This window comes from Nocardioides ochotonae, from assembly GCF_011420305.2.
Classification (GTDB): Bacteria; Actinomycetota; Actinomycetes; order Propionibacteriales; family Nocardioidaceae; genus Nocardioides; species Nocardioides ochotonae.
Map to the genome: position 1 here is coordinate 1762273 of NZ_CP061769.1, position 21027 is coordinate 1783299.

At 73.1% G+C, this 21027-nt stretch carries 22 protein-coding genes; 16 read left to right on the forward strand and 6 right to left on the reverse strand.

Annotation, left to right across the window (positions count from 1 at the left end; genetic code table 11):
• Window positions 1–34: 34 nt before the first annotated feature.
• Genes HBO46_RS08520 through HBO46_RS08535 form a run of 4 tightly spaced genes read right to left on the reverse strand, consistent with a single transcriptional unit; the run spans window position 35 to window position 3290 of the window.
• Window positions 35–958 (reverse strand): aldose 1-epimerase family protein, encoded by a 924-nt coding sequence (locus HBO46_RS08520; RefSeq protein ID WP_166139907.1) that lies wholly within the window; start codon window positions 956–958, stop codon window positions 35–37.
• Between the two features lie 34 nt (window positions 959–992).
• Entirely contained in the window at window positions 993–1592 is a 600-nt protein-coding gene (locus HBO46_RS08525) for a nucleoside/nucleotide kinase family protein (protein WP_224769449.1), read from the reverse strand.
• Entirely contained in the window at window positions 1570–2829 is a 1260-nt protein-coding gene (locus tag HBO46_RS08530) for an amino acid deaminase/aldolase (RefSeq protein WP_166139908.1), read from the reverse strand. The genes HBO46_RS08525 and HBO46_RS08530 overlap by 23 nt, the downstream gene beginning before the upstream one ends.
• On the reverse strand, window positions 2829–3290 hold the full coding sequence (locus HBO46_RS08535) for a cellulose synthase (protein WP_166139909.1): 462 nt from the start codon (window positions 3288–3290) through the stop codon (window positions 2829–2831). The genes HBO46_RS08530 and HBO46_RS08535 overlap by 1 nt, the downstream gene beginning before the upstream one ends.
• A gap of 69 nt (window positions 3291–3359) precedes the next feature.
• Between HBO46_RS08535 and HBO46_RS08540 the strand changes: the two genes are divergently transcribed.
• The 8 genes from HBO46_RS08540 (at window position 3360) to pheT (ending at window position 11337) form a co-directional block, all read left to right on the forward strand.
• Window positions 3360–3938 (forward strand): SseB family protein, encoded by a 579-nt coding sequence (locus tag HBO46_RS08540; protein WP_166139910.1) that lies wholly within the window; start codon window positions 3360–3362, stop codon window positions 3936–3938.
• Window positions 3939–4230: 292 nt separating this feature from the next.
• On the forward strand, window positions 4231–5001 hold the full coding sequence (gene infC / locus HBO46_RS08545) for a translation initiation factor IF-3 (RefSeq protein ID WP_397187149.1): 771 nt from the start codon (window positions 4231–4233) through the stop codon (window positions 4999–5001).
• A gap of 79 nt (window positions 5002–5080) precedes the next feature.
• A complete protein-coding gene (gene rpmI, locus HBO46_RS08550; RefSeq protein WP_028471567.1) occupies window positions 5081–5275 on the forward strand; it encodes a 50S ribosomal protein L35 in 195 nt (64 codons plus the stop codon).
• Window positions 5276–5348: 73 nt separating this feature from the next.
• A complete protein-coding gene (rplT, locus tag HBO46_RS08555; protein ID WP_166139911.1) occupies window positions 5349–5741 on the forward strand; it encodes a 50S ribosomal protein L20 in 393 nt (130 codons plus the stop codon).
• An 8-nt stretch (window positions 5742–5749) separates the two neighbouring features.
• On the forward strand, window positions 5750–6535 hold the full coding sequence (locus HBO46_RS08560) for a TrmH family RNA methyltransferase (protein ID WP_397187332.1): 786 nt from the start codon (window positions 5750–5752) through the stop codon (window positions 6533–6535).
• A 39-nt stretch (window positions 6536–6574) separates the two neighbouring features.
• Complete coding sequence (locus HBO46_RS08565) at window positions 6575–7639, forward strand: sensor histidine kinase (protein WP_224769450.1); 1065 nt, start codon at window positions 6575–6577, stop codon at window positions 7637–7639.
• A gap of 96 nt (window positions 7640–7735) precedes the next feature.
• Window positions 7736–8842 carry a phenylalanine--tRNA ligase subunit alpha gene (gene pheS / locus HBO46_RS08570; RefSeq protein WP_166139912.1) on the forward strand — a complete coding sequence of 369 codons (1107 nt, stop codon included), beginning with the start codon at window positions 7736–7738 and terminating at the stop codon, window positions 8840–8842.
• Window positions 8842–11337: a phenylalanine--tRNA ligase subunit beta gene (gene pheT, locus HBO46_RS08575; RefSeq protein ID WP_166139913.1), complete on the forward strand. Its 2496-nt coding sequence runs from the start codon at window positions 8842–8844 to the stop codon at window positions 11335–11337. Before pheS ends, pheT begins: the two co-directional genes overlap by 1 nt.
• Window positions 11338–11416: 79 nt before the next feature.
• Here pheT and HBO46_RS08580 read toward each other — a convergent pair whose 3' ends face one another.
• Window positions 11417–12724 (reverse strand): HNH endonuclease signature motif containing protein, encoded by a 1308-nt coding sequence (locus HBO46_RS08580; RefSeq protein ID WP_166139914.1) that lies wholly within the window; start codon window positions 12722–12724, stop codon window positions 11417–11419.
• A gap of 269 nt (window positions 12725–12993) precedes the next feature.
• On the opposite strand from HBO46_RS08580, the gene HBO46_RS08585 reads away from it, so the two are divergent.
• Entirely contained in the window at window positions 12994–13695 is a 702-nt protein-coding gene (locus tag HBO46_RS08585) for a PIG-L deacetylase family protein (RefSeq protein ID WP_224769451.1), read from the forward strand.
• Window positions 13696–13756: 61 nt separating this feature from the next.
• On the opposite strand, the gene HBO46_RS08590 is transcribed toward HBO46_RS08585, so the two are convergent.
• Window positions 13757–14572 carry a maleylpyruvate isomerase family mycothiol-dependent enzyme gene (locus HBO46_RS08590; protein ID WP_166139916.1) on the reverse strand — a complete coding sequence of 272 codons (816 nt, stop codon included), beginning with the start codon at window positions 14570–14572 and terminating at the stop codon, window positions 13757–13759.
• An 83-nt stretch (window positions 14573–14655) separates the two neighbouring features.
• On the opposite strand from HBO46_RS08590, the gene argC reads away from it, so the two are divergent.
• The 7 genes from argC to HBO46_RS08625 are packed head-to-tail and all read left to right on the forward strand — an operon-like array spanning window position 14656 to window position 20985.
• Window positions 14656–15699, forward strand: coding sequence for an N-acetyl-gamma-glutamyl-phosphate reductase (gene argC, locus HBO46_RS08595; RefSeq protein WP_224769452.1), 1044 nt, complete (start codon window positions 14656–14658; stop codon window positions 15697–15699).
• The gene (locus HBO46_RS08600; RefSeq protein ID WP_166139918.1) at window positions 15696–16235 is read left to right on the forward strand and encodes an ACT domain-containing protein; all 540 of its coding nucleotides are present in this window, start codon (window positions 15696–15698) and stop codon (window positions 16233–16235) included. Before argC ends, HBO46_RS08600 begins: the two co-directional genes overlap by 4 nt.
• Entirely contained in the window at window positions 16232–17383 is a 1152-nt protein-coding gene (argJ, locus tag HBO46_RS08605; RefSeq protein ID WP_166139919.1) for a bifunctional glutamate N-acetyltransferase/amino-acid acetyltransferase ArgJ, read from the forward strand. The genes HBO46_RS08600 and argJ overlap by 4 nt, the downstream gene beginning before the upstream one ends.
• A 26-nt stretch (window positions 17384–17409) precedes the next feature.
• Window positions 17410–18330 carry an acetylglutamate kinase gene (gene argB / locus HBO46_RS08610; protein ID WP_224769496.1) on the forward strand — a complete coding sequence of 307 codons (921 nt, stop codon included), beginning with the start codon at window positions 17410–17412 and terminating at the stop codon, window positions 18328–18330.
• The gene (locus HBO46_RS08615) at window positions 18330–19514 is read left to right on the forward strand and encodes an acetylornithine transaminase (RefSeq protein ID WP_166139921.1); all 1185 of its coding nucleotides are present in this window, start codon (window positions 18330–18332) and stop codon (window positions 19512–19514) included. The genes argB and HBO46_RS08615 overlap by 1 nt, the downstream gene beginning before the upstream one ends.
• On the forward strand, window positions 19511–20443 hold the full coding sequence (gene argF / locus HBO46_RS08620; RefSeq protein ID WP_166139922.1) for an ornithine carbamoyltransferase: 933 nt from the start codon (window positions 19511–19513) through the stop codon (window positions 20441–20443). Before HBO46_RS08615 ends, argF begins: the two co-directional genes overlap by 4 nt.
• A complete protein-coding gene (locus tag HBO46_RS08625) occupies window positions 20440–20985 on the forward strand; it encodes an arginine repressor (protein ID WP_166139923.1) in 546 nt (181 codons plus the stop codon). The genes argF and HBO46_RS08625 overlap by 4 nt, the downstream gene beginning before the upstream one ends.
• Window positions 20986–21027 lie beyond the last annotated feature (42 nt).

The window sequence follows — 21027 nt, forward strand, 5'->3', positions numbered from 1 at the left end:
GCCGGTCCTGACCGACCAGTCCTGGCCGACCGGATCAGTCGAGCGCCCGGATGCCCCAGGCGACGCTGAGCTCGTCGGCCGGGCTGCCCGCCGGGCCGAGCTCGACGAGGTCGATCCCGCTGTTGAAGGCGTCGGCGGGCGCGGTCATCGGCTCCACGGCGATCGAGCGGCGCGCCGTGGCCGGGACGTCGTCGGCGGTGTAGAGCTGGAGCCACGGGTGGCCCTCGTCGACCCACAGGGCCACGCCGAGGCCGCTGGCGGGGTCGCGCAGCGCCGTCGTGGCGATGCCCTCCGCGTCGCGCTGGAGGTCGGTGAAGGCGTGGTTGAGGGCGAGGTCGCGCAGCGGCCGGGTCACCCGGAAGTCGTACTCGGTGCCCTCCACGGGCTCGGTGCCCGCGGGCAGCAGCCGCTCGTCGGTGAGCGCGCGCGTCGCCGCCGGGAGGGTGAGCTCCAGATGGTCCACGGTGCCGCTGCCGACCCGGAGGTAGGGGTGCGCCCCGCTGGCGTACGGCGCGGGCTCGGGGGAGTGGTTGGTGGCGGTCTGGGTGACCGTGAGCCCATCGGCGGAGAGGTCATAGACGATGCGCAGGTCGACGGTCCACGGGTAGCCGCTCTGGGCCATCAGCCGGTGCACCAGCGCGACCGACCGGGAGGTGTGCTCCTCCAGGGTCCACGGGGCCCAGCGCGCCAGGCCGTGGGAGGCGTTGTGCCGGCTCGGCTCGGTCAGCGGCAGCTGGTGCTCACGACCACGGAAGCGGTAGCGCCCGTCGCGGAGCCGGTTCGGCCACGGCACGAGCACCTGACCCCGCCCGCCGCTGGCCATCTCGTGCTCCCCGAAGCCGTCGACGAGCTCGCGCCCGCCGTAGGTGAGCGAGCGCAGCGCGGCCCCGCCCTCGGTCACCACGGCGTGGTAGCCGCCGGCCGAGATCTCGAACTGTTCACCACTGGGAGGAAGCACCCGCCCACCCTAGGACCGCGAGCGCCGATCCGCCTCAGGTGACCGTACGCCGGGAGCCGTCGAGCAGCAGGTCGGCCCGGTTCCGGGTCTGCTCGGCCTCGAACAGCCGCTGCTCGGCAGGGACCCAGCGCTCCCGGTGCGGCTCGGAGGCCTCGCCGTCGCGGGCCAGCCACCGCTCCCGGCGCAGCGCGGCGGGCGCGTCGACCCAGACCAGCACGCTGCGCACGGGGTCCAGCAGACGAGTGCCGGACCCGACCCCCTCCAGCACCAGCAGCGGTCCCGGGGCGAGGTCGACGCGGTCGCCGAAACGCCCGGCGTGCCAGTCGTAGCGGCGGTAGGCGGTGTGCTCGCCGCGGGCCAGCGGCGCGAGGAGCGCGGCGAGGGTCGCGGGCAGGGCCGGCAGGCCGTCCCAGCCGTCGAGCAGGTCGTCGGTGTGCACGAGGGTCGCCTCCGGCGCCGCCGCGAGCACGGCGGCGCCCAGCGTGCTCTTGCCCGAGCCGGCCGGCCCGTCGAGGCACACCAGGCGACCGGCGCCGAGTCGCGCCGGCCGCGAGCGCGCCAGGGAGAGCACCTCGCGGGCCTGCTGCGCCGGGTCGACGGCGGCAGCCGGGTCAGAAGGCGAGGCCGTGGCCACGGTAGGTGGTGACCCGGTCGACGATCCGGTCCCCGCGCAGCAGGTGGGCGCTGGTGGTGTGCTCGAAGAGCTCCCCGGACTTGGCGTGGCGGAACCAGACCAGGTCGCCGATCGCGAGGTGGTCGGCGCCGGCCCCCGCCAGCGGGGTCTGCACCTCGCCGGCGCCCTCGAGGGGGAGCAGGTGCAGCCCGGCAGGTGCCCAGGGCAGCGGGAGCCGGTCGGCGCCGGCGGGACCGGAGGCGACCAGCCCACCGCCGTGCACGGTGACCATGCCGTGCCCCGGCCGGCGGGTCACCGGGAGGCCGTAGAAGGCGGCCGGTCGCGGTGAGAACGAGCGGTAGTGGTCGAACAGGGTCGGCACCATCAGCCCGGACCCGGCGCTGACCTCGGTGACGACCGGGTCCTCGGCGGAGGCCTCGATCGAGCCGGAGCCGCCGGCGTTCCACAACTCGAGCCCGCCGAGCTCGGCCAGCGCCTCGGCGATCGCGCGGCGTCGCCCGGCGAGCTGGGAGGTCGAGGCCGACTTGAGGCCGCGGACCACCAGCGAGCGGGCGCGTCGGGTCGGCACCGCGTCGGGGAGGCCGGCGACCTGTCCCTCGTAGGTCATCACGCCGACCAGGTGGAAGCCGTCGCGGGCCTGCACGGCCCGTGCGAGGTCGAGGACCTGGTCGGGGCGGTGCAGCGGCGAGCGCTTCGGGCCGACGTGGGCGGGACCGACCCGCAGGCCCGCGTCGACGTCGATCGCGACCCGGACGGGTACGGCGTGGGAGCTGCGGACCGAGTCGATGACGGCGAGGTGCTCGAGGGAGTCGACCATCACCGTGATCCGCCCGGCGGCGCGCGGGGAGGCCACCAGCCGGGCGAACGCGTCCCGGTCGACGCTCGGATAGGCCACCAGGAGGTCGTCGGTGACGCCGCGGTCCTCCAGCCACAGCGCCTCGGCGAGGGTGAAGGCGAGCACGCCGCGGAACCCCGGCCGGGCGAGCACCCGCTCCAGCAGCGCGGGCACGCGCACGGACTTCGAGGCCACCCGGATCGGCACCCCCGCCGCGCGCCGGGCCAGGTCGTCGGCGTTGGCGTCGAAGGCATCGAGGTCGACCACCACCAGCGGGGTGGCCAGCGGGCCGTCGTACGCCGTCACGGCGGCGTCGAGGCGGCTCCAGAGACGGTTGCGCGCGGCGGCGCGGTAGACGTCCCCGTCAGTCGCACCGGCGCCCGGCGTGACCTCGGCGGGCATCAGGAGATTCCGCGCCTGCGCAGCAGCGCCTCGATCTCGTCGAGCTCCTTGTCACCGGTGCTGCCGGCAGCGCCACCCTTGGTGCCGGCCTTCGTCGAGCCGGCCTTCGTCGAGCCGGGCAGCGCACCCGAGCGGCGACCGGCAGCGGCCGCGGGACGGGCGTCGCTGCGGGCGTCGAGGAGCCCGGCGACCACGATCAGCGCGATGCCGATCGCGGCCAGGATCACGCCCGCCCACACGGTGGGGCTGAACACCAGGCGCACCGCCCAGTCGGAGACGGCGTCGACGATGCGCGTGAACATCCGCAGCGTGTCGGTCAGGTAGGCGGCGATCGGCAGCAGCGTGATGCCCGCGCCCCGCAGGCCGGCCGCCAGACCGCGTCGTCGGAACGCGAACCAGGTCCAGATGCCGCCGAGCAGCGTCAGCGTGAGCGTGAGTGCTGTCCAGGTGACGTCGTCCACACCTCCAGCCTCCCACACGGGGTGATGCCCGGGGGGACGTCGCTGGACCGGGTGCGCGAGACTGATGGCATGTCCGAGAACTCCCGCGAGGATCACAGCGGCCACGGCGATCACGGTCCGCGCCGGCTGCTCGGTCCGGCGTTCCCCGACGACACCGGTCAGCAGGACCCGGCGCTGGTCGCCGCGCTGACGGCGTACGCCGCCGGCACGGGCGGGCGGGCCGCCGTGCTCGCAGCGCTGGTCGGCACCCGGCTCCTGGTGCCGGTGGTCGCGGTGCTCGGCGAGGTGGAGGTCGGCGAGGACGGTCTCGCGCGTGAGAAGAGCAGCGACATGGCGGCGGTGCTGATGACCACCCCCGACGGCCGGCGCGGGCTGCTGGCGTTCACCGGCACCGAGCCGATGCGCACCTGGAACCCCGAGGCGCGTCCGGTGCCGGTCACCGCGCAGGCCGCCGCGCAGTCGGCGATCCAGGAGGAGGCCTCGGCGCTGGTCATCGACATCGCCGGCCCGGCCCGCCTGGTCGTGGAGGGCAACGACCTGCGCGCCGTGGCCCACGGGTGGCGCCCCGCCGTGGTCGACGGGGAGCCGGTCTGGTTGGCGCCCGCGCCCGACGTGCAGCCCGAGGCGGAGTCCAGCGAGGACACGTGAGGACCCGCGAGGACACCGCTCGCGACGCGCCCCCGCCGGATTGGCGCTCGCGGGGAATCCTCCGCTAAAGTCTGGTGTTGACCGATCAGTTCCCCGTGCCCGCACGACGGAACCGATCTGACAAGCGGAGTCGGCTCGTTCGTCTCCCACCCGCATCGACCGCCCTCTCCGGAGGACACGCAGCACAGGTCGTCGGGTCCGGTCCCAAGAAGGTAGCCCCGCGCGTGACGTGAGAGCTCCCTCCTGGTGGTACGACCCCCTCGTGGGGACGTGTCGAGACTGGCTTCCGCTTGTGACAGCGGAAGCCTTTTTGTCGTGGTGGCCCTGGTGGCCGGGACACGGCGAGGGACGTCCGGCCACAGCCCCATCAGGAGGACACATCAGCACCGAGCTTCGTATCAACGACCGGATCCGGGTTTCCGAGGTCCGCCTCGTTGGACCCAATGGCGAGACCGTCGGCATCGTGCCGACGGCCGACGCGCTGCGCCTCGCGCAGGAGGCCGACCTCGACCTGGTCGAGGTCGCTCCGACTGCGCGCCCCCCGGTCTGCAAGCTCATGGACTACGGGAAGTTCAAGTACGAGAACGCCCAGAAGGCTCGTGAGGCGCGCCGCAACCAGACGAACGTGATCATCAAGGAGATGAAGCTTCGTCCCAAGATCGACGCGCACGACTATGAGACGAAGAAGGGCCACGTGGTCCGCTTCCTCAAGGCCGGCGACAAGGTCAAGATCACGATCATGTTCCGTGGTCGCGAGCAGCACCGCCCCGAGCTGGGCTTCCGTCTCCTCCAGCGTCTGGCGGAGGACGTCGCCGACCTGGGCTTCGTGGAGTCCTCGCCCAAGCAGGACGGGCGCAACATGATCATGGTCCTGGGCCCGCACAAGAAGAAGGCCGACGCGAAGGTCGACATGCAGGCCGCCAAGGAGGCCAAGGCCTCCGAGCGTGCCGACGTCGAGGCAGCCGAGCGCGCCGAGCGCGACGCCGCCCACCTGGCTGGCCCGGTGGCGAAGAAGAAGGAGCGCGGCCGCTCCGAGAACCTCGATCCCGAGATCGAGGCCTGACCCGCAGACGCACGTCCGCCCGGTCGAGCCTGCCGAGCCTCGACCGGGGCGTCCTGCAGCAACGAGAGAGAGACAACTGATGCCGAAGAACAAGAGCCACTCCGGTGCCGGCAAGCGCTTCCGCGTGACCGGCTCGGGCAAGATCCTTCGCGAGAAGGCTGGCAAGCGCCACAACCTCGAGAAGAAGGCCTCCAAGGTCACGCGTCGCCTCACCGGCACGGTCGAGGTCGCCAAGGCCGACGTGCCGCGCGCGAAGAAGCTGCTCGGTCGCTGACCCGACCGCACCACCCTGGGTCGAAGCACCGACCTGAGCACCCCGAGATACTTGAGCACCAAGGAGTAAGACAGTGGCACGCGTCAAGCGGGCAGTAAACGCCCAGAAGAAGCGCCGTACGACCCTCGAGCGCGCCGCCGGCTACCGCGGCCAGCGCTCGCGCCTGTACCGCAAGGCCAAGGAGCAGGTCACCCACTCGCTGGTCTACAGCTACAACGACCGGCGCAAGAACAAGGGCAACTTCCGTCGCCTGTGGATCCAGCGCATCAACGCGGCCGCTCGCGCGCAGGGCATGACGTACAACCGCTTCATCCAGGGCCTCGGCCTGGCCGGTGTCGAGGTCGACCGCAAGGTCCTCGCCGACCTCGCCGTCAACGACATCGCGGCGTTCAACGCGCTCGTCGAGGTCGCCAAGGCGGCCCTGCCCGAGGACGTCAACGCCCCCAAGGCGGAGGCCTCGGCCTGAACACCCCGCTGAGCGCGGGCAACGCCCGCGTCAAGCTTGCACGCAAGCTCAGCCGCCGCTCGGAGCGATCCGAGCGGCGGCTGTTCCTTGCCGACGGCCCGAAGGCCGTCGAGGGCGCGCTCGGTGTCACCGGCTGCGTGACCGAGGTCTTCGCGACCACGGGCGCGACCGGGCAGCACCCGGACCTGGTGGCCGCGGCCGACGCCGCCGGCGTCGCGTGGACGCTGGTGGAGGACCGTGCGCTCGCCTCGTTGAGCGACTCGGTCACCCCGGCCGGTGTGGTGGCGGTCTGCCACCACCTGGACCGCCCCCTGGCCCACCTGCTGGACCGCGCCCCCACGCTGGTGTCGATCTGCGCAGACGTGCGCGACCCCGGCAACGCGGGCAACGTCGTCCGCACCACCGACGCCGCCGGCGGCGACGCCGTGGTGCTGGCCGGCAGCTCGGTCGACCCGTACAACGCCAAGGCGGTGCGGGCCAGTGTCGGCAGCCTGTTCCACCTGCCGCTCGCCATCGAGCCCGATCCGGCCGCCGCGGTGCGCGCCGCGCAGGGCGCCGGCCTGGTCGTCCTGGCCGCCGACGGCGCGGGCGAGGTCGACCTCTTCGACGCCGACGAGCTGCTTGCCGGTCCGACCGCCTGGCTGTTCGGCAACGAGGCCTGGGGGCTGCCCGCCGAGCTCGCGGAGCTCGCCGACCACCGGGTGCGGATCCCGCTCCTCGGCGGTGCGGAGAGTCTCAACCTCGCGACCGCTGCCGCGGTCTGCCTCTACGCCTCGGCCCGCGCCCGGCGCTGAGTCGCCCGCGCAGGCGGCGCCCTGCGTAGGGTGTCGGGCGTGAGTGCCCCCACCTCGGCCCAGGCGCTGGCCGACCTGCTGCCCGACGCCGTGCTGGTCGCCGACGGCGAGGGGGTGCTGACCCTGGTCTCCGCCCCGGCGGCGCGGATGCTCGGCTCCGACCCGGCGGGTCTCTGCGGGCGTCCGCTGGTCGACGTACTGGCCCTGCGCGACCGCGACGGGAACCGGTGGTTCGAGCAGAACCGGCCCTACGACGGGCTGCGGACGCGCACCGGCGTGCCCGAGCAGTCCTGGCTTCTCCCGGACGGCACCGAGGTGCTCGTCACCGCACGCCTCCACCGCCCGGCGCTCGGCGCGCCCGTGTCGAGCGTCGTGGTGAGCATGCGCTCGGGCCGCGGCCGCGCCCGGCTGGACCGCGGGCGCTCGGACCTGGTGGCGACCGTGGCCCACGAGCTGCGCTCGCCGTTGACCGGTGTGAAGGGTTTCGTCCAGGCGCTGCTGAACCGCTGGGACAGGCTCAACGACGAGCAGAAGAAGCTGATGCTCACCACGGTCAGCGCCGACGCCGACCGGCTGAGCCGGTTGATCGCCGAGCTGCTCGACGTGGCCCGCATCGACACCGGTCGCCTCCAGCTGCACCGGCGTCCCAGCGACGCCGCGGGGCTCGCACGGCGCGTGGTGGACTCGGTGAGCGCCGGCACCGCACGCCTGGTCGAGCTCAGCGCCGCCGAGGACCTGCCGCAGGTCGGTGCCGACCCCGACAAGTTCGTCCAGGTGCTCACCAACCTCGTCGAGAACGCCGTGCACCACGGGTCGGGGCGGGTGCGCGTCACGCTGGCGCCCCGCGTCGCCGACGACGGGCCGGACGGGCGGGACGGGGTGGTCATCAGCGTCGAGGACGAGGGGGAGGGGATCCCGCACGAGCTGCGCAGCCGGGCGTTCACGAAGTTCTGGCGCAACGGCGCCAGCGGCGGGTCCGGTCTCGGCCTCTACATCGTGCACGGGCTGGTGCGCGCCCACGGGGGCAGCGTCGTGATCGAGGACGCCGAGGGCGGGGGAGCGCGGATCGTCGTCGCCTGGCCCGGCCCGGTCGACCCGGGCTGAGGCGGCAGCGGCGAACCGGTTCGCGTCGGTGCCGTCGGGGTTCCTAGACTTGCCCAGTTGCACGCGCCGCGTGCGCGCCGAGCTGGAAAGGCAGTCATGTCGGGACCGAACACCGATTACGACCCCGTCGAGGTCACCCCGCTGAAGCCGGAGGAGGTCGACGCCTCCCGCGAGGCCGCCCTGGCGGCGATCGCCGCGGCCGGCGACCTGGAGCAGCTCAAGCAGGTGCGCATCGAGCACACGGGGGACCGCTCGCCGCTGGCGCTGGCCAACCGGGAGATCGGGGCCCTGCCGCCGCAGGCCCGCAAGGAGGCCGGGCAGCGCATCGGTCAGGCGCGCGGCGCCGTCAACAAGGCGCTCGCCGCCCGGCAGCAGGTGCTCGAGGCCGAGCACGAGGCCCGGATGCTGGTCGAGGAGACCGTCGACGTCACCCTGCCCACCGACCGCCAGCCGGCCGGTGCCCGGCACCCGCTGACCACCGGCGCCGAGCTGGTCGCCGACATCTTCGTCGCGATGGGCTGGGAGGTCGCCGAGGGCCCGGTCATCGAGGCGGAGTGGCTCAACTTCGACGCGCTGAACCTCGGTGCCGACCACCCGGCCCGCACCATGCAGGACACGTTCTGGACCGAGCCGGCCGACAACGGCATCGTGCTGCGCACCCAGACCTCGCCGGTCCAGGCGCGCACCATGCTGACCCGCAAGCCCCCGATCTACGTCGTGTGCCCCGGCCGGGTCTTCCGCACCGACGAGTACGACGCGACCCACAGCCCGATGTTCCACCAGGTCGAGGGCCTCGCCATCGACGAGGGCATCACCATGGCCCACCTGCGAGGCACCCTCGACCACTTCGCCGCGGCGATGTTCGGCGAGGGCATCCGCACCCGCTTCCGCCCGTCGTACTTCCCCTTCACCGAGCCCTCGGCCGAGGTCGACCTCGTCTGCTTCGTGTGCCGCGGCACCGGTGAGCTGGACGGCGCCACCTGCCGCACCTGTCGCGGCGAGGCGTGGATCGAGTGGGGCGGCTGCGGCGTGGTCAACCCGCGGGTCCTCCAGGCCTGCGGCGTCGACCCGGAGCGCTACACCGGCTTCGCCTTCGGCATGGGCATCGACCGCACCCTGATGGTGCGACACGGCATCGCGGACCTGCGCGCGCTCTTCGAGGGCGACGTCCGCTTCACCTCGGCATTCGGTTCGGAGATCTGATGAAGGCGGCAGCGTCCTGGATCAAGGAGTACGTCGAGCTTCCGGCCGACGTCAGCACGGAGCGGCTCACCGAGCGCCTCACCGACCTCGGGCTCAAGCTCGAGGCCATCGAGTGCGCCGCTGACCAGATCACCGGCCCGCTGGTGGTCGGTCGGGTGCTCACGCAGGAGAAGGAGCCCCAGAAGAACGGCAAGGTCATCAACTGGTGCACCGTCGACGTCGGGGACGCCAACGGCACCGGTGAGCCGCAGGGGATCGTCTGCGGGGCGCACAACTTCGGTCCCGGCGACCTGGTCGTGACGGTGCTCCCGGGCGCGGTCCTGCCGGGCGGCTTCGCGATCTCCGCGCGCAAGACCTACGGCCACCTGTCGGCCGGCATGATCTGCTCGGCCTCCGAGCTCGGCCTCGGCGAGGACCCCTTCGGCTCCGGCGAGGACGGCATCATCGTGCTGCCCGAGGGCCTGGCCGAGCCGGGTGCGAGCGCGTTCGGGCTGCTCGGCCTGGACGAGGAGATCATCGAGTTCGAGATCAACCCCGACCGCGCCTACGCGCTGTCGCTGCGCGGCATCGCACGCGAGGCCGCCCTGGCCTTCGACGCGCCGTACCGCGACCCCGCGCTGCGCGACCTGCCCTCGAAGGCACCGGCGGGCTACCCCGTCGAGATCGACGACCCCGAGGGCTGCCCGGTCTTCGTGGCCCGCACGGTCACCGGCTTCGACCCGACCGCGCCCACCCCGGGCTGGATGGCGCAGCGCCTCGTGCAGTCCGGCATGCGCCCGATCTCGCTGGCCGTCGACGTCACCAACTACGTGATGCTCGAGCTCGGCCGCCCGATCCACGGCTACGACCTCGACAAGCTCCAGGGCACCGTGCGCGTGCGCCGGGCCGAGGAGGGCGAGAAGCTGCGGACCCTCGACGGCACCGACCGGGTGCTGAGCAGCGAGGACCTGGTCGTCACCGACGACTCCGGGATCATCGGCCTCGGCGGCGTCATGGGTGGCGAGACCACCGAGATGTCCGCGACCACCACGCGCGTGCTCATCGAGTCGGCCCACTGGGACGCCCGCTCGATGTTCCGCACCGGCAAGCGCCACAAGATCTCCTCCGAGGCCGGCAAGCGCAACGAGCGCGGCGTCGACCCCACGATCTGCGAGGCCGCGGCCGACCGCGTCGTCGAGCTGCTCACGACGTACGGCGGGGCGACGGCGGAGCCGGGCGTCACGGTCGTGGGCACCCCGCCGGCGCGTGCCGCGATCACGATGTCCTACGACCTGCCCGCGAAGGTGATGGGCGCCGACGTGCCCGCCGACGTGACGCTGGCCCACCTCGAGGCGGTCGGTTGCGACCTGGTCAAGGAGGACACCGTCGTGCTGGCCACGCCCGCGCCGTGGCGACCGGACCTGAACGACCCCTTCGACCTGGTCGAGGAGGTCGCGCGGATCGTCGGGTACAACGAGGTGCCGTCGGTGCTGCCGACGCCCCCCGCCGGTCGTGGCCTGACCCGCGCCCAGCGGCTGCGCCGCCGGGTCGGACGCACCCTCGCCGGTGCCGGCTGCGTCGAGGTGGTCAGCTTCCCGTTCGTCGGCGACGCCACCTTCGACGCGCTCGGCCTCGACGCCGACGACCCGCTGCGTCGTACCGTGCGGCTGGCCAACCCGATGTCGGCCGAGGAGCCCTGCTTCACGACCACGCTGCTCCCGGGCCTGATCAAGGCCGCGGCCCGCAACCTGGGACGCGGCGCGTCCGGCGTCGCGCTGTTCGAGACCGGGCCGGTGGCCTTCCCCTCCGAGCACGGACCCGCCCCGATCTACGGGGTCGAGAGCCGGCCCAGCGACGCCGAGCTCGAGGCGCTGTTCGCGGCGCTGCCGCACCAGCCCAACCACCTCGGCGCGGTGCTCGCCGGCGAGCGTGAGCGCTCCGGCTGGTGGGGCGCCGGTCGCGGTGTCGCCTGGGCCGACGCGGTCGAGCTGGTGCGCCGGCTCGCCGCCGAGCTCGCGGTCGACGTGGAGCTGGCCAACACCGAGCGGGCGCCGTGGCACCCCGGTCGCTGCGCCCAGGTCAGCGTCGCCGGTGCGGTGATCGGTCACGCCGGCGAGCTGCACCCCAAGGTCTGCCAGGCCTTCGGGCTGCCGGCCCGCTCGGCCGCCGTGGAGATCGACCTCGACGCGCTGCTCGCCGCTGCGCCCGCCACCGTGCGGGGCCCGGAGCTCTCGAGCTTCCCGGTCGCCAAGGAGGACGTCGCCCTGGTCGTCGACGCCGGCGTGCCCGCCGTGCAGGTCGAGGCGGCGCTGCGCGACGGCGCGGGCGAGCTGCTGGAGTCGATCCGGCTGTTCGACGTCTACACCGGTGAGCAGGTCGGGGAGGGCCGCAAGTCGCTGGCCTTCGCGCTGCGCTTCCGCGCACCCGACCGCACGCTCACCGAGGAGGACACCTCGGCCGCCCGCGACGCCGCGGTCGCCGCGGCCGCCGAGCGCGTCGGCGCGGTCCAGCGATGAGAGCGGCGTAGCTCTCTCCGGCGCGCCCGCCGGGGCCCACGTTCGTGGGTCCCGGCGGGGGAACTGGCCTCGACGTACGTCAGTCATCGGGTGGGTGGGCGGAGACGAGGCGGGTGGTCCCGCCTTCCTTCACGAGATGGAGCCCATGGGGTGATCGCCAGAGGTACGTCGCCGCGTCGGTCTTGTCGTAGGTCCACCCGGTGTGGGTCTTGGCCCGGTGATGTCGGCGACAGAGTGGGGCGAGGTTGCAGGAGCACGTAGGCCCGCCGGACTCGTGGGCGATGACGTGGTCGGTGTCGCAGCGCCGGGCGGGGCGTTCGCACCAGGGGAAGGCGCACGTCGGCTGGGCCAGACGCGTCTGGTCGACGAGCCGGTCGGGGATCGCGTAGGCGTCGGTGTGGTGGTGGGCCTCGAGGTCGATCACTGGCTTGACCACCACCTGCGCGTCGCCGGTGCACCACTCGCGCACCTGCTCGGTGGAGACGATGGACCGGGTCTCCTCGACCTGTGCAATGCCGGCCTCGTCGCGGCTGATCGCGGCGTCGGAGAGGTGGACGTGGATGACGACCTGCCGGGGCTTCACCACCGACGCGGTGCCATCACCTGCCTCGGCGCGAAGGTCGAACGCCAGCTGACGTCGGGCGAGCTCGCCGGCGGCCATCGAGCGGCGCACGTCCAATGACTCGGTCGAGCCGAGCGCGGCGAGGTCCTCGGCGCCGTGACGGATCGCGGCATCCAGGTCCAGTGCGTCGGCGAGGTCCAGCTCGCCCTCCACCCACGCGGTGCCGTTGTGGGTCCCCTCGCGGGTGTGGACGTCGAACCGTCGCCCGTCGGCGGCCTGGCGGCGCTGCTTCTCCGCACCTTCGGGGTCGAAGGCGACCCGCGCCTGGTCGACCAGCCGTTCGATCGCGGCCCAGCTGATCTTCCCCACGAAGCCGGCGAGCTGGCGGTCCACGAACTCTGCACCGTCCAGCGGCAGGGTGGTGGTCAACTGCGCGAGTCGGCGAGCCTTCCACAGCGGGACGTGTCCGGCGCGGACCAGCTTCCAGGTGCGCTTGAGCCGGTGCGCGAGCTCGAGTGCGTCACCGACCAGCGAGCGGGCGGAGTCGGTGGACAGGCCGAGGGCGGCGCCGAACTCCATGGGTGCGAACTCCGCGCCCAGCGGCGCGCCTTCACCAGCGAGCGGGACGGCCAGCTCCCCGAACACCAACCCATTGGCCCCGTCGGTTGAGCCTGTCGAAACCGACTCATCCGGATGCATCGACGCCCACACCAGCGCGGCCTCTAAGACGTCGGTCTCCGCCCGCTGGGCGGCAGCCCGGCGGCGCTGGGCGAACGCCAGCACCGCGGCTGGGGTGTCGCAGTCGGGGAGCTCGGAGTCGGCCATGCCTCTTTCTAATCGAACGCAGGTTCGATCGGAAGGGGTCGGCGAGCCCTGTGAGGTAAAGAGTTCGGGGGGATGTAGGTCCTCGACGCCGCGACCGGCGATCGGCGACGTCGCGAGGCGCCGGGTCGGGCGGGTTGACCAGCAATCACGAACGCGACGCGACCCCGTGCTCCTCGGGCGGGCATGTGGGCAGACGTGAGCCCATACTGGGGCCGATCCGGGGTCCTGTCAGGGAGGTCGCTCCGTTGAGGTTGTCGAGCCTGCTGGCCGTGTTCGCGCATCCCGATGACGAGTCGCTGGTGGCGGGCGGCATCCTCGCTCAACATGCTGCAGCGGGCGCACGGACCGCGGTCGTGACTGCCACGTGGGCTCCGAGCACGCAGCGAGCAGCGGAGTTGGCTGATGCGCTGCGGATCCTGGGGGCAGGTGAGCCGAGGTTGCTCGGGTACGCCGACGCGAAGGTCCCGGAGTCGGCTCCGGGCCAGCCGCGCTGGTGCGACGCACCGCTCGAGGAAGCGGTGCGCAGGCTCGTGAGGCAGATCCGTGAGTTCCGCCCGGTAGCCGTGGTGACCTTCGATGCTTTGGGCGGTCTGACTGGTCATCTCGATCACGTGCACACCCATCGGGTGACAATGCTCGCCGCCGAGGCGGCGGGCCTGGACGTGTATCCCGAGGCAGGGCGTCCGTGGGCGCCGAGCCTCGTGTACCTGGCGACCCATCCGCGTTCGTCGGTGAAGGCCATCGAGGAGATCCTCGGTACTCGCGGAGCCGTGCACGCCACGCCCGACGAGCAGGTCACGGACCGGGTGGACGTCTCGCCCTGGTGGGAACAGAAGGTGGCCGCGATCCTGGCCCACCGCTCCGAAGTCGACCGGGGCGCCCTTCCGGGGCTTGTCGCCGGTCTGTCGCCGAAGGCCCGCAAGGAGCTCCTCTCGACCGAGTGGTTCATTCGTCGGCCTCTGCCTCACTGACGTGCCCCCGTCGCAGAGCCAGGGCACGCAGCCCCAGCCGCTCATTCCAGACCCGACGACCTCAATCGAGCGGCTGGTCGATCGCCGCGTGGAGCGCGGCGTAGGCGGCGGGGTCGCCGGTGACCGTGACCGCGCTGTCGTCGAGGCGGCGCCACAACCAGGCGTCGAGGTCGGCGGCGGTGCCGGCGACGACGGCCGCGGGTGCGTCCCCGGGGTCGGCGACGACCTGCACGTGCGGGCCGTCGTACGTGTGCCCCGACTCGGGCTCGGTGCCGAAGAACAGGCCCGGGCGGGCCCAGATCGACCGGCCGACGTCGGTGAGGTCGACGCGCACGTGGTGCGGCCCGGCCTCGATGCGTCCCCAGTCCGGGGCGTCGCCGCCGTACATCACGTCGAGCGCCTCGAGCACGCCGTCGGCGGCGAGCTCGGGATCGAGCGGCGTCACCAGGCCCGCCGCCTGCTCGGCGTCGAGGCGGTGGATCAGCGCCTCGTGGGCCTGGCGGCGGTACGACGTGCCGACGGTCTGCGTCGGCGCCCAGTGCCAGGCGGCGTCGGCGGGGTCCGCCAGGGCGAGCGCGTCGACCAGGGCGGCGGAGTGCTCGGCGAACGCCGCCAGCATCGCGTCGTACGTCGCGGGCCGGGGCAGGTCGGACGGGCTCTCGGTCGGCGGCGCGGGCCGCGAGGTGATGATCCCGGTCCAGAACGACTGCACGCAGGTGAGGTGCCACAGCAGGTCGGCGGCGTCCCAGTCGGGGCACGACGGCACCCGCGCCGTGGGGTCGCACGTGGCGAGCGCCTCACCGAAGCGCGCCGACTCACGGCGGATGGCGGCCAGGTACGTCGGGTACTCGATGCATGGCGTGGTCGGCGTCGGCATGCCTCGACGGTACGACTTCACGCCTACCGTCCGCGCCGAGTTTGACCCCGGTTACACATGAACATGCAAGGGGATGTATGGTCATGCACATGACGCACACCGTCGCCGTCGCCGGAGCCAGCGGGTACGCCGGGGGAGAGGTCCTCCGCCTCCTGCTCGCCCACCCCCAGGTCGAGATCGGGGCGCTCACCGCCGGATCGAACGCCGGGGAGAGGCTGGGCTCGCTCCAGCCGCACCTCGTGCCGCTGGCCGACCGAGTGCTCCAGCCGACCGAGGTGGACGTGCTCGCCGGGCATGACGTGGTCTTCCTGGGCCTGCCGCACGGGCAGTCCGGGGCGATCGCCGCCGCCCTCGCCGAGCGCAGCCCCGCCACCGTCGTGATCGACTGCGGCGCCGACTTCCGCCTGCGCGACGCGGGGGAGTGGGAGCGCTTCTACGGCGGCGAGCACGCCGGCACCTGGCCCTACGGCCTCCCGGAGCTGCCGGGCCAGCGCGAGCAGCTGGCCGGCGCGACCCGGATCGCGGTCCCCGGCTGCTACCCCACGATCTCCACGCTGACCCTCGCGCCCGCCGTGGCCGCCGGGCTGGTCGTCCCCGACGTCGTGGTCGTCGCGGCGTCCGGCACGAGCGGCGCGGGCAAGGCCGCCAAGACCCACCTGCTCGGCAGCGAGGTGATGGGCAACGCCAGCGCGTACGGCGTGGGCGGCACCCACCGCCACACCCCCGAGATCACCCAGAACCTCTCCCAGCTCACCGACGCCTCCGTGCGGGTCAGCTTCACGCCGCTGCTGGTGCCGATGTCGCGCGGCATCCTGGCCACCTGCTCGGCGCCCCTGGCCGCCGGCGTCGACGCGGTCGAGGTGCGCGAGGCCTACGAGAAGGCGTACGCCGGCGAGGCGTTCGTGCACCTGCTGCCGCAGGGCCAGTGGCCCCAGACCCAGTCGGTGCTGGGCTCCAACGCGGTCCACCTGCAGGTGGCCGTCGACGAGACCGCCCGCCGGTTGGTTGCGGTCGGCGCGATCGACAACCTCGCGAAGGGAACGGGCGGCGCCGCCGTCCAGTGCATGAACCTCGCGCTCGGCCTCGACGAGGGCCTGGGCCTGACCAGTGTGGGAGTAGCCCCGTGAGTGCCGAACAGCCTGACACCGCAGCACAGCCCGAGACCCCCGAGGCCGCCCAGATTCCCCAGGCCGACGCCCGGGCCTCGCGGACCTTCTCCCTGGAGCAGTTCCCGGAGAAGCTCGCCGTCGTCCACCTCCCGCCCGGCGCGGAGATCCCCGAGTGGACCGAGTCCTCCTCGATCCTCTCGATCACCGCCACCGCGCGCGAGACGTCGCTGGTGTGCGCCGGGCGCAACGTGCCGACCAAGGTCCCCGCGATCCGGGGTCTGACGGCCTTCGCCGTGCAGGGCACCCTCGACCCGACCCTGGTGGGCGTGCTGGTCGAGCTGCTGACCCCGCTGGCCGAGGCGGAGATCCCGGTCTTCACGCTCTCGACCTATGAGACCGACTGGATCCTGATCCCTGCGACGGAGGCGGAGCGCGCCGCCGAGGCATGGCGACGACGAGGGCACACCGTCGTCCTCGCCGTCCCCGTCAAGCCGAAGCGGGCGAACAAGGCCAAGCAGGCCTCGCCGTCCAGGAAGCAGAAGAAGAGCAAATGAGCATCACCACCCCCCGGGGCTTCCGGGCCGCCGGCGTGAGCGCTGGCCTCAAGAGCACCGGCGCCAAGGACCTGGCCCTCGTGGTCAACGACGGTCCCCGCCACGACTCCGCGACCGTGTTCACCACCAACCGCTGCCTGGCCAACCCGGTGCTGTGGAGCCAGGAGGTCGTCAAGGACGGCGTCGTCCAGGCGGTCGTCCTCAACTCCGGCGGCGCCAACTGCTACACCGGCCCCGAGGGCTTCCAGACGACCCACGCGGTCGCCGAGCAGGTCGCGGAGCGCCTCGGCATCGGCGCCATCGACGTCGTGGTCTGCTCGACCGGACTGATCGGCCTGGCCAACCCCCGCCAGTCGCTGCTCGACGGCGTCGACGCGGCGTACGACGCGCTCTCGGCCGAGGGCGGCCCGGACGCCGCCGAGGCGATCATGACCACCGACTCGGTCAGCAAGCAGGTCCTGGTCGAGGGCGCCGGCTGGTCGATCGGCGGCATGGCGAAGGGCGCGGGCATGCTCGCCCCGGCCCTGGCCACGATGCTCGTCGTGATCACCACCGACGCCGTGGTCCCGGCGGAGGACCTCGACACCGCGCTGCGCGCCGCGACCCGGGTCAGCTTCGACCGGCTCGACTCCGACGGCTGCATGTCGACCAACGACACGGTGACGGTGATGGCCAGCGGCGCCAGCGGCATCACGCCGCCGCTGGAGGACTTCACCGCCGCGCTGACACAGGCCTGCACCGACCTGGCGATGCAGCTGCTGAAGGACGCCGAGGGCGCCGACCACGAGATCGCGATCACCACGATCAACGCCGCCTCCGAGGACGAGGCCGTCGAGGTCGGGCGCAGCGTGGCCCGCAGCAACCTGTTCAAGGCCGCGGTCTTCGGCAACGACCCCAACTGGGGCCGGGTGCTCGCCAGCGTGGGCACGACCACCGCCGCCTTCGACCCCGCCGACCTCGACGTCGCCATGAACGGCGTGTGGGTGTGCCGCAACTCCACCCCGCACGCCGACCCCAGCGAGGTCGACCTCACCGGGCGCGACGTCACCGTGACCATCGACCTGAAGACCGGCTCCGAGCGGGCGACGGTCTGGACCAACGACCTGACCCACGCCTACGTCCACGAGAACAGCGCGTACTCCTCATGAGCAACGACTCCAGCGTCGACCCGACGATGACCGCGTTCGACACCAGCAAGCCCGACCAGGCCAAGGCGCGCACGCTTGCGGGCGCCCTGCCCTGGCTGAAGCGCTACCACGGCAAGATCGTGGTGGTGAAGTACGGCGGCAACGCCATGACCGACGACCGCCTCAAGCGCGCGTTCGCCGAGGACATCGCGTTCCTGCGCTTCGCCGGCTTCAAGCCGGTGGTCGTCCACGGCGGCGGCCCGCAGATCTCGGCGATGCTCGACAAGCTCGACATCGAGTCGGAGTTCCGCGGCGGGCTGCGGGTGACCACCCCCGAGGCCATGGACGTGGTCCGGATGGTGCTCGTGGGCCAGGTCCAGCGCGAGCTGGTCGGGCTGATCAACGAGCACGGCCCGCTCGCGGTCGGCTGCTCCGGTGAGGACGCCGGGCTGTTCACCGCCGTTCCCGCCAGCACGGTCGTGGACGGCGAGGAGGTCGACCTCGGCCTGGTCGGCGAGGTCACCCAGGTCCGCCCCGAGAGCGTGCTCGACCTGATCGAGGCCGGCCGGATCCCGGTCGTCTCCAGCGTCGCGCCCGACGTCGAGGGCACCGTCTACAACGTCAACGCCGACACCGCGGCGGCCGCGCTGGCCATCGCGCTCAAGGCCGAGAAGCTGCTCGTGCTCACCGACGTCGAGGGCCTCTACCTCGACTGGCCGAACCCCACCGACGTGATCGGCGAGATCAGCCCCGAGGCGCTCGAGGAGATCATGCCGTCGCTCGCGAGCGGCATGGTGCCCAAGATGGGCGCCTGCCTGCTGGCGGTGAAGAACGGCGTGCCCCGCGCCACGGTCGTCGACGGCCGCGAGGAGCACGCCGTCATCCTGGAGATCTTCACCAGCGAGGGCGTCGGCACCCAGGTGCTGCCCGGCGTGGAGACCAAGACCCGGAAGGTGCGCGACGCCTGATGTCTGAGACCCTGAAGTGGACCGAGCGGTACGCCGGTGCCCTGATGAACACCTTCGGCCCGCCGAAGCTGGTGCTCGCGCGCGGCGAGGGCTGCCGCGTGTGGGACGTCGACGGCAACGAATACGTCGACTTCCTCGGCGGCATCGCCGTGAACACCCTCGGCCACGCCCATCCGGCGCTGGTCGCCGCCGTGAGCAACCAGGTCTCGACCCTGGCCCACGTGTCGAACTTCTTCGCCACCAGGCCGCAGGTCGAGCTGGCCGAGCGGCTGCTCGAGCTCGCCGCCCCCGGCGTGGACGGCCGGGTGTTCTTCTGCAGCTCCGGGGCCGAGGCCAACGAGGCCGCGCTCAAGCTCAGCCGGCTCACCGGTCGCACCCACGTGGTCGCGATGGAGGGCGCCTTCCACGGCCGCACGATGGGCAGCCTCGCGCTGACCTCGAAGGCCGCCTACCGCGAGCCGTTCGAGCCGCTGCCCGGCGATGTCACCTGGGTGCCGTACGGCGACGCCGAGGCGCTCGCCGCCGCGGTCACCGAGCGCACCGCCGCGGTGGTCATCGAGCCGGTCCAGGGCGAGGCCGGTGTCAACGTCGCCTCCGCGCAGTTCCTCACCGCGGCGCGGGAGATCACCGCGCAGCACGGCGCGCTGCTGTGGTTCGACGAGGTGCAGTCCGGCATGGGTCGCACCGGCACCTGGCTGGCCGCCCACCACTCCGCGGTCACCCCCGACGTCGTCACCCTGGCCAAGGGCCTCGGCGGCGGACTGCCGATCGGCGCCTGCCTGGCCTTCGGCGACGCCGCCGGCCTGTTCGCCCCCGGCAACCACGGCACCACCTTCGGCGGCAACCCGCTGGCCACCGCCGCCGCGCTCGCCGTCATCGACACCATCGAGACCGAGGGCCTGCTGGCCCGCGCGGTCGAGGCGGGGGACCGGCTGCGGGCCGGCGTCGCCGCCGACCCCCGGGTCACCGAGGTCCGCGGTCTCGGCGTGCTGGTCGGGCTCACCCTCGCCGGCATCGACGCGCCCGCGGTGGTCGCAGCCGCCCAGTCCGCCGGCTGGATCATCAACGCCACCGGCCCGGACCGGGTCCGCTTCGCACCGCCGCTGGTGGTGGGCACCGAGGAGATCGACGCGTTCCTCGCCGCCTGGCCCGGCATCCTCGACGCCGCGGGGGAGGGCGCATGAGGCACTTCCTGCGCGACGACGACCTCAGCCCCGCCGAGCAGGCGGAGATCCTCGAGGCTGCGGCGGCGATGAAGCGCGCGCCGTACGACGCCAAGCCGCTGGCCGGTCCGCAGAGCGTGGCGATGATCTTCGACAAGCCGACGCTGCGCACCCAGGCGTCCTTCGGCGCGGGCATCGCCGAGCTCGGCGGCAACCCGATGCTCGTCGACGGCGCCCTGGCCGGGATCGGCGTGCGGGAGTCCGTCGAGGACGTCGCCCGGATCCTGGGCCGCCAGGTCTCGGCGATCGTGTGGCGCACCTACGCCCAGTCGAGCCTCGAGACGATGGCGGCGCACGCCGGTGTCCCGGTGGTCAACGCGCTCACCGACGACTTCCACCCCTGCCAGCTGCTGGCCGACCTGATGACGGTGCGTGAGCACAAGCCGGAGCTGGCCGGCCTCACCGCCACCTTCTTCGGCGACGGCGCCTGCAACATGGGCAACTCCTGGCTGCTGGCCGGGGTCACCGCCGGCATGCACGTGCGGATCTGCGCCCCCGAGGGCTACACGCCCGCGGCGGAGATGTTCGAGCGCGCCGCCGAGATCGGCGCGCAGACCGGCGGCACCGCGACCTGGGAGCCCGACCCGCGCGTGGCCGCCCGGGGCACCGACGTCGTGGTGACCGACACCTGGGTCTCGATGGGCAAGGAGGGCGAGTCCGACGCGCGCACCGCGGTGTTCGCGCCCTACTCGGTCACCCAGGAGCTCTTCGAGCTCGCCGAGCCGGACGCGATCGCGATGCACTGCCTGCCCGCCTACCGTGGCAAGGAGATCGACGCCGAGGTCCTCGACGGCATCCAGAGCGTCGTGTGGGACGAGGCGGAGAACCGCCGCCACGCCCAGAAGGCGGTGCTCGACTTCGTGCTGCGCCATGCCCGGGAGCGGGCGTGAGCGAGGGCCCCGGCCCGCTGCAGCGGCCGGCCACCAAGACCGCGCGGCACCAGCTGATCATCGAGCTGGTGGGCAACCACGAGGTGCGCTCGCAGCCCGAGCTGGCCGACCTGCTGGCGCGCCACGGCGTGCACGTCACCCAGGCCACGCTCTCGCGTGACCTGGTCGAGCTCGACGCGGTCAAGGTGCGCGCCACCTCCGGCACGCTGGTCTACGCCGTACCCGGCGAGGGCGGCGACCGCCGGCCCCGCGCGCCGCGGGAGACCGCGGCCGGCAGCCAACGCCTGGCCCGCCTGTGCGGCGAGCTCCTGGTGAGCGCGGAGTCCAGCGACAACCTGGTGGTGCTGCGCACCCCGCCGGGCGCGGCGCAGTTCCTGGCCTCCGCCTTCGACAAGGCCGAGACCGCCGACGTCCTGGGCACCATCGCCGGCGACGACACCGTGCTGGTCATCGGCCGCGAGCCCCACGGCGGCGAGGCCCTGGCCCGACGCTTCCTGGCGATGGCCGAGGCCCACGCCGAGGACCGCGACCCCGACGCCTGAGCCCTCCGGCACCGGGCCGAGCGCGGCCCGCCCCACGGGACG

Excerpts from the sequence above, each read along its gene's own strand:
- pheT (WP_166139913.1), top strand. The coding sequence starts at position 8,842 with ATGAAGGCGGCAGCGTCCTGGATCAAGGAGTACGTCGAGCTTCCGGCC.
- HBO46_RS08530 (WP_166139908.1), bottom strand. The coding sequence starts at position 2,829 with ATGCCCGCCGAGGTCACGCCGGGCGCCGGTGCGACTGACGGGGACGTC.
- HBO46_RS08540 (WP_166139910.1), top strand. The coding sequence starts at position 3,360 with ATGTCCGAGAACTCCCGCGAGGATCACAGCGGCCACGGCGATCACGGT.
- argF (WP_166139922.1), top strand. The coding sequence starts at position 19,511 with ATGAGGCACTTCCTGCGCGACGACGACCTCAGCCCCGCCGAGCAGGCG.
- argC (WP_224769452.1), top strand. The coding sequence starts at position 14,656 with ATGCACATGACGCACACCGTCGCCGTCGCCGGAGCCAGCGGGTACGCC.
- HBO46_RS08615 (WP_166139921.1), top strand. The coding sequence starts at position 18,330 with ATGTCTGAGACCCTGAAGTGGACCGAGCGGTACGCCGGTGCCCTGATG.
- HBO46_RS08580 (WP_166139914.1), bottom strand. The coding sequence starts at position 12,724 with ATGGCCGACTCCGAGCTCCCCGACTGCGACACCCCAGCCGCGGTGCTG.
- rpmI (WP_028471567.1), top strand. The coding sequence starts at position 5,081 with ATGCCGAAGAACAAGAGCCACTCCGGTGCCGGCAAGCGCTTCCGCGTG.
- HBO46_RS08590 (WP_166139916.1), bottom strand. The coding sequence starts at position 14,572 with ATGCCGACGCCGACCACGCCATGCATCGAGTACCCGACGTACCTGGCC.
- argJ (WP_166139919.1), top strand. The coding sequence starts at position 16,232 with ATGAGCATCACCACCCCCCGGGGCTTCCGGGCCGCCGGCGTGAGCGCT.
- argB (WP_224769496.1), top strand. The coding sequence starts at position 17,410 with ATGACCGCGTTCGACACCAGCAAGCCCGACCAGGCCAAGGCGCGCACG.
- pheS (WP_166139912.1), top strand. The coding sequence starts at position 7,736 with ATGTCGGGACCGAACACCGATTACGACCCCGTCGAGGTCACCCCGCTG.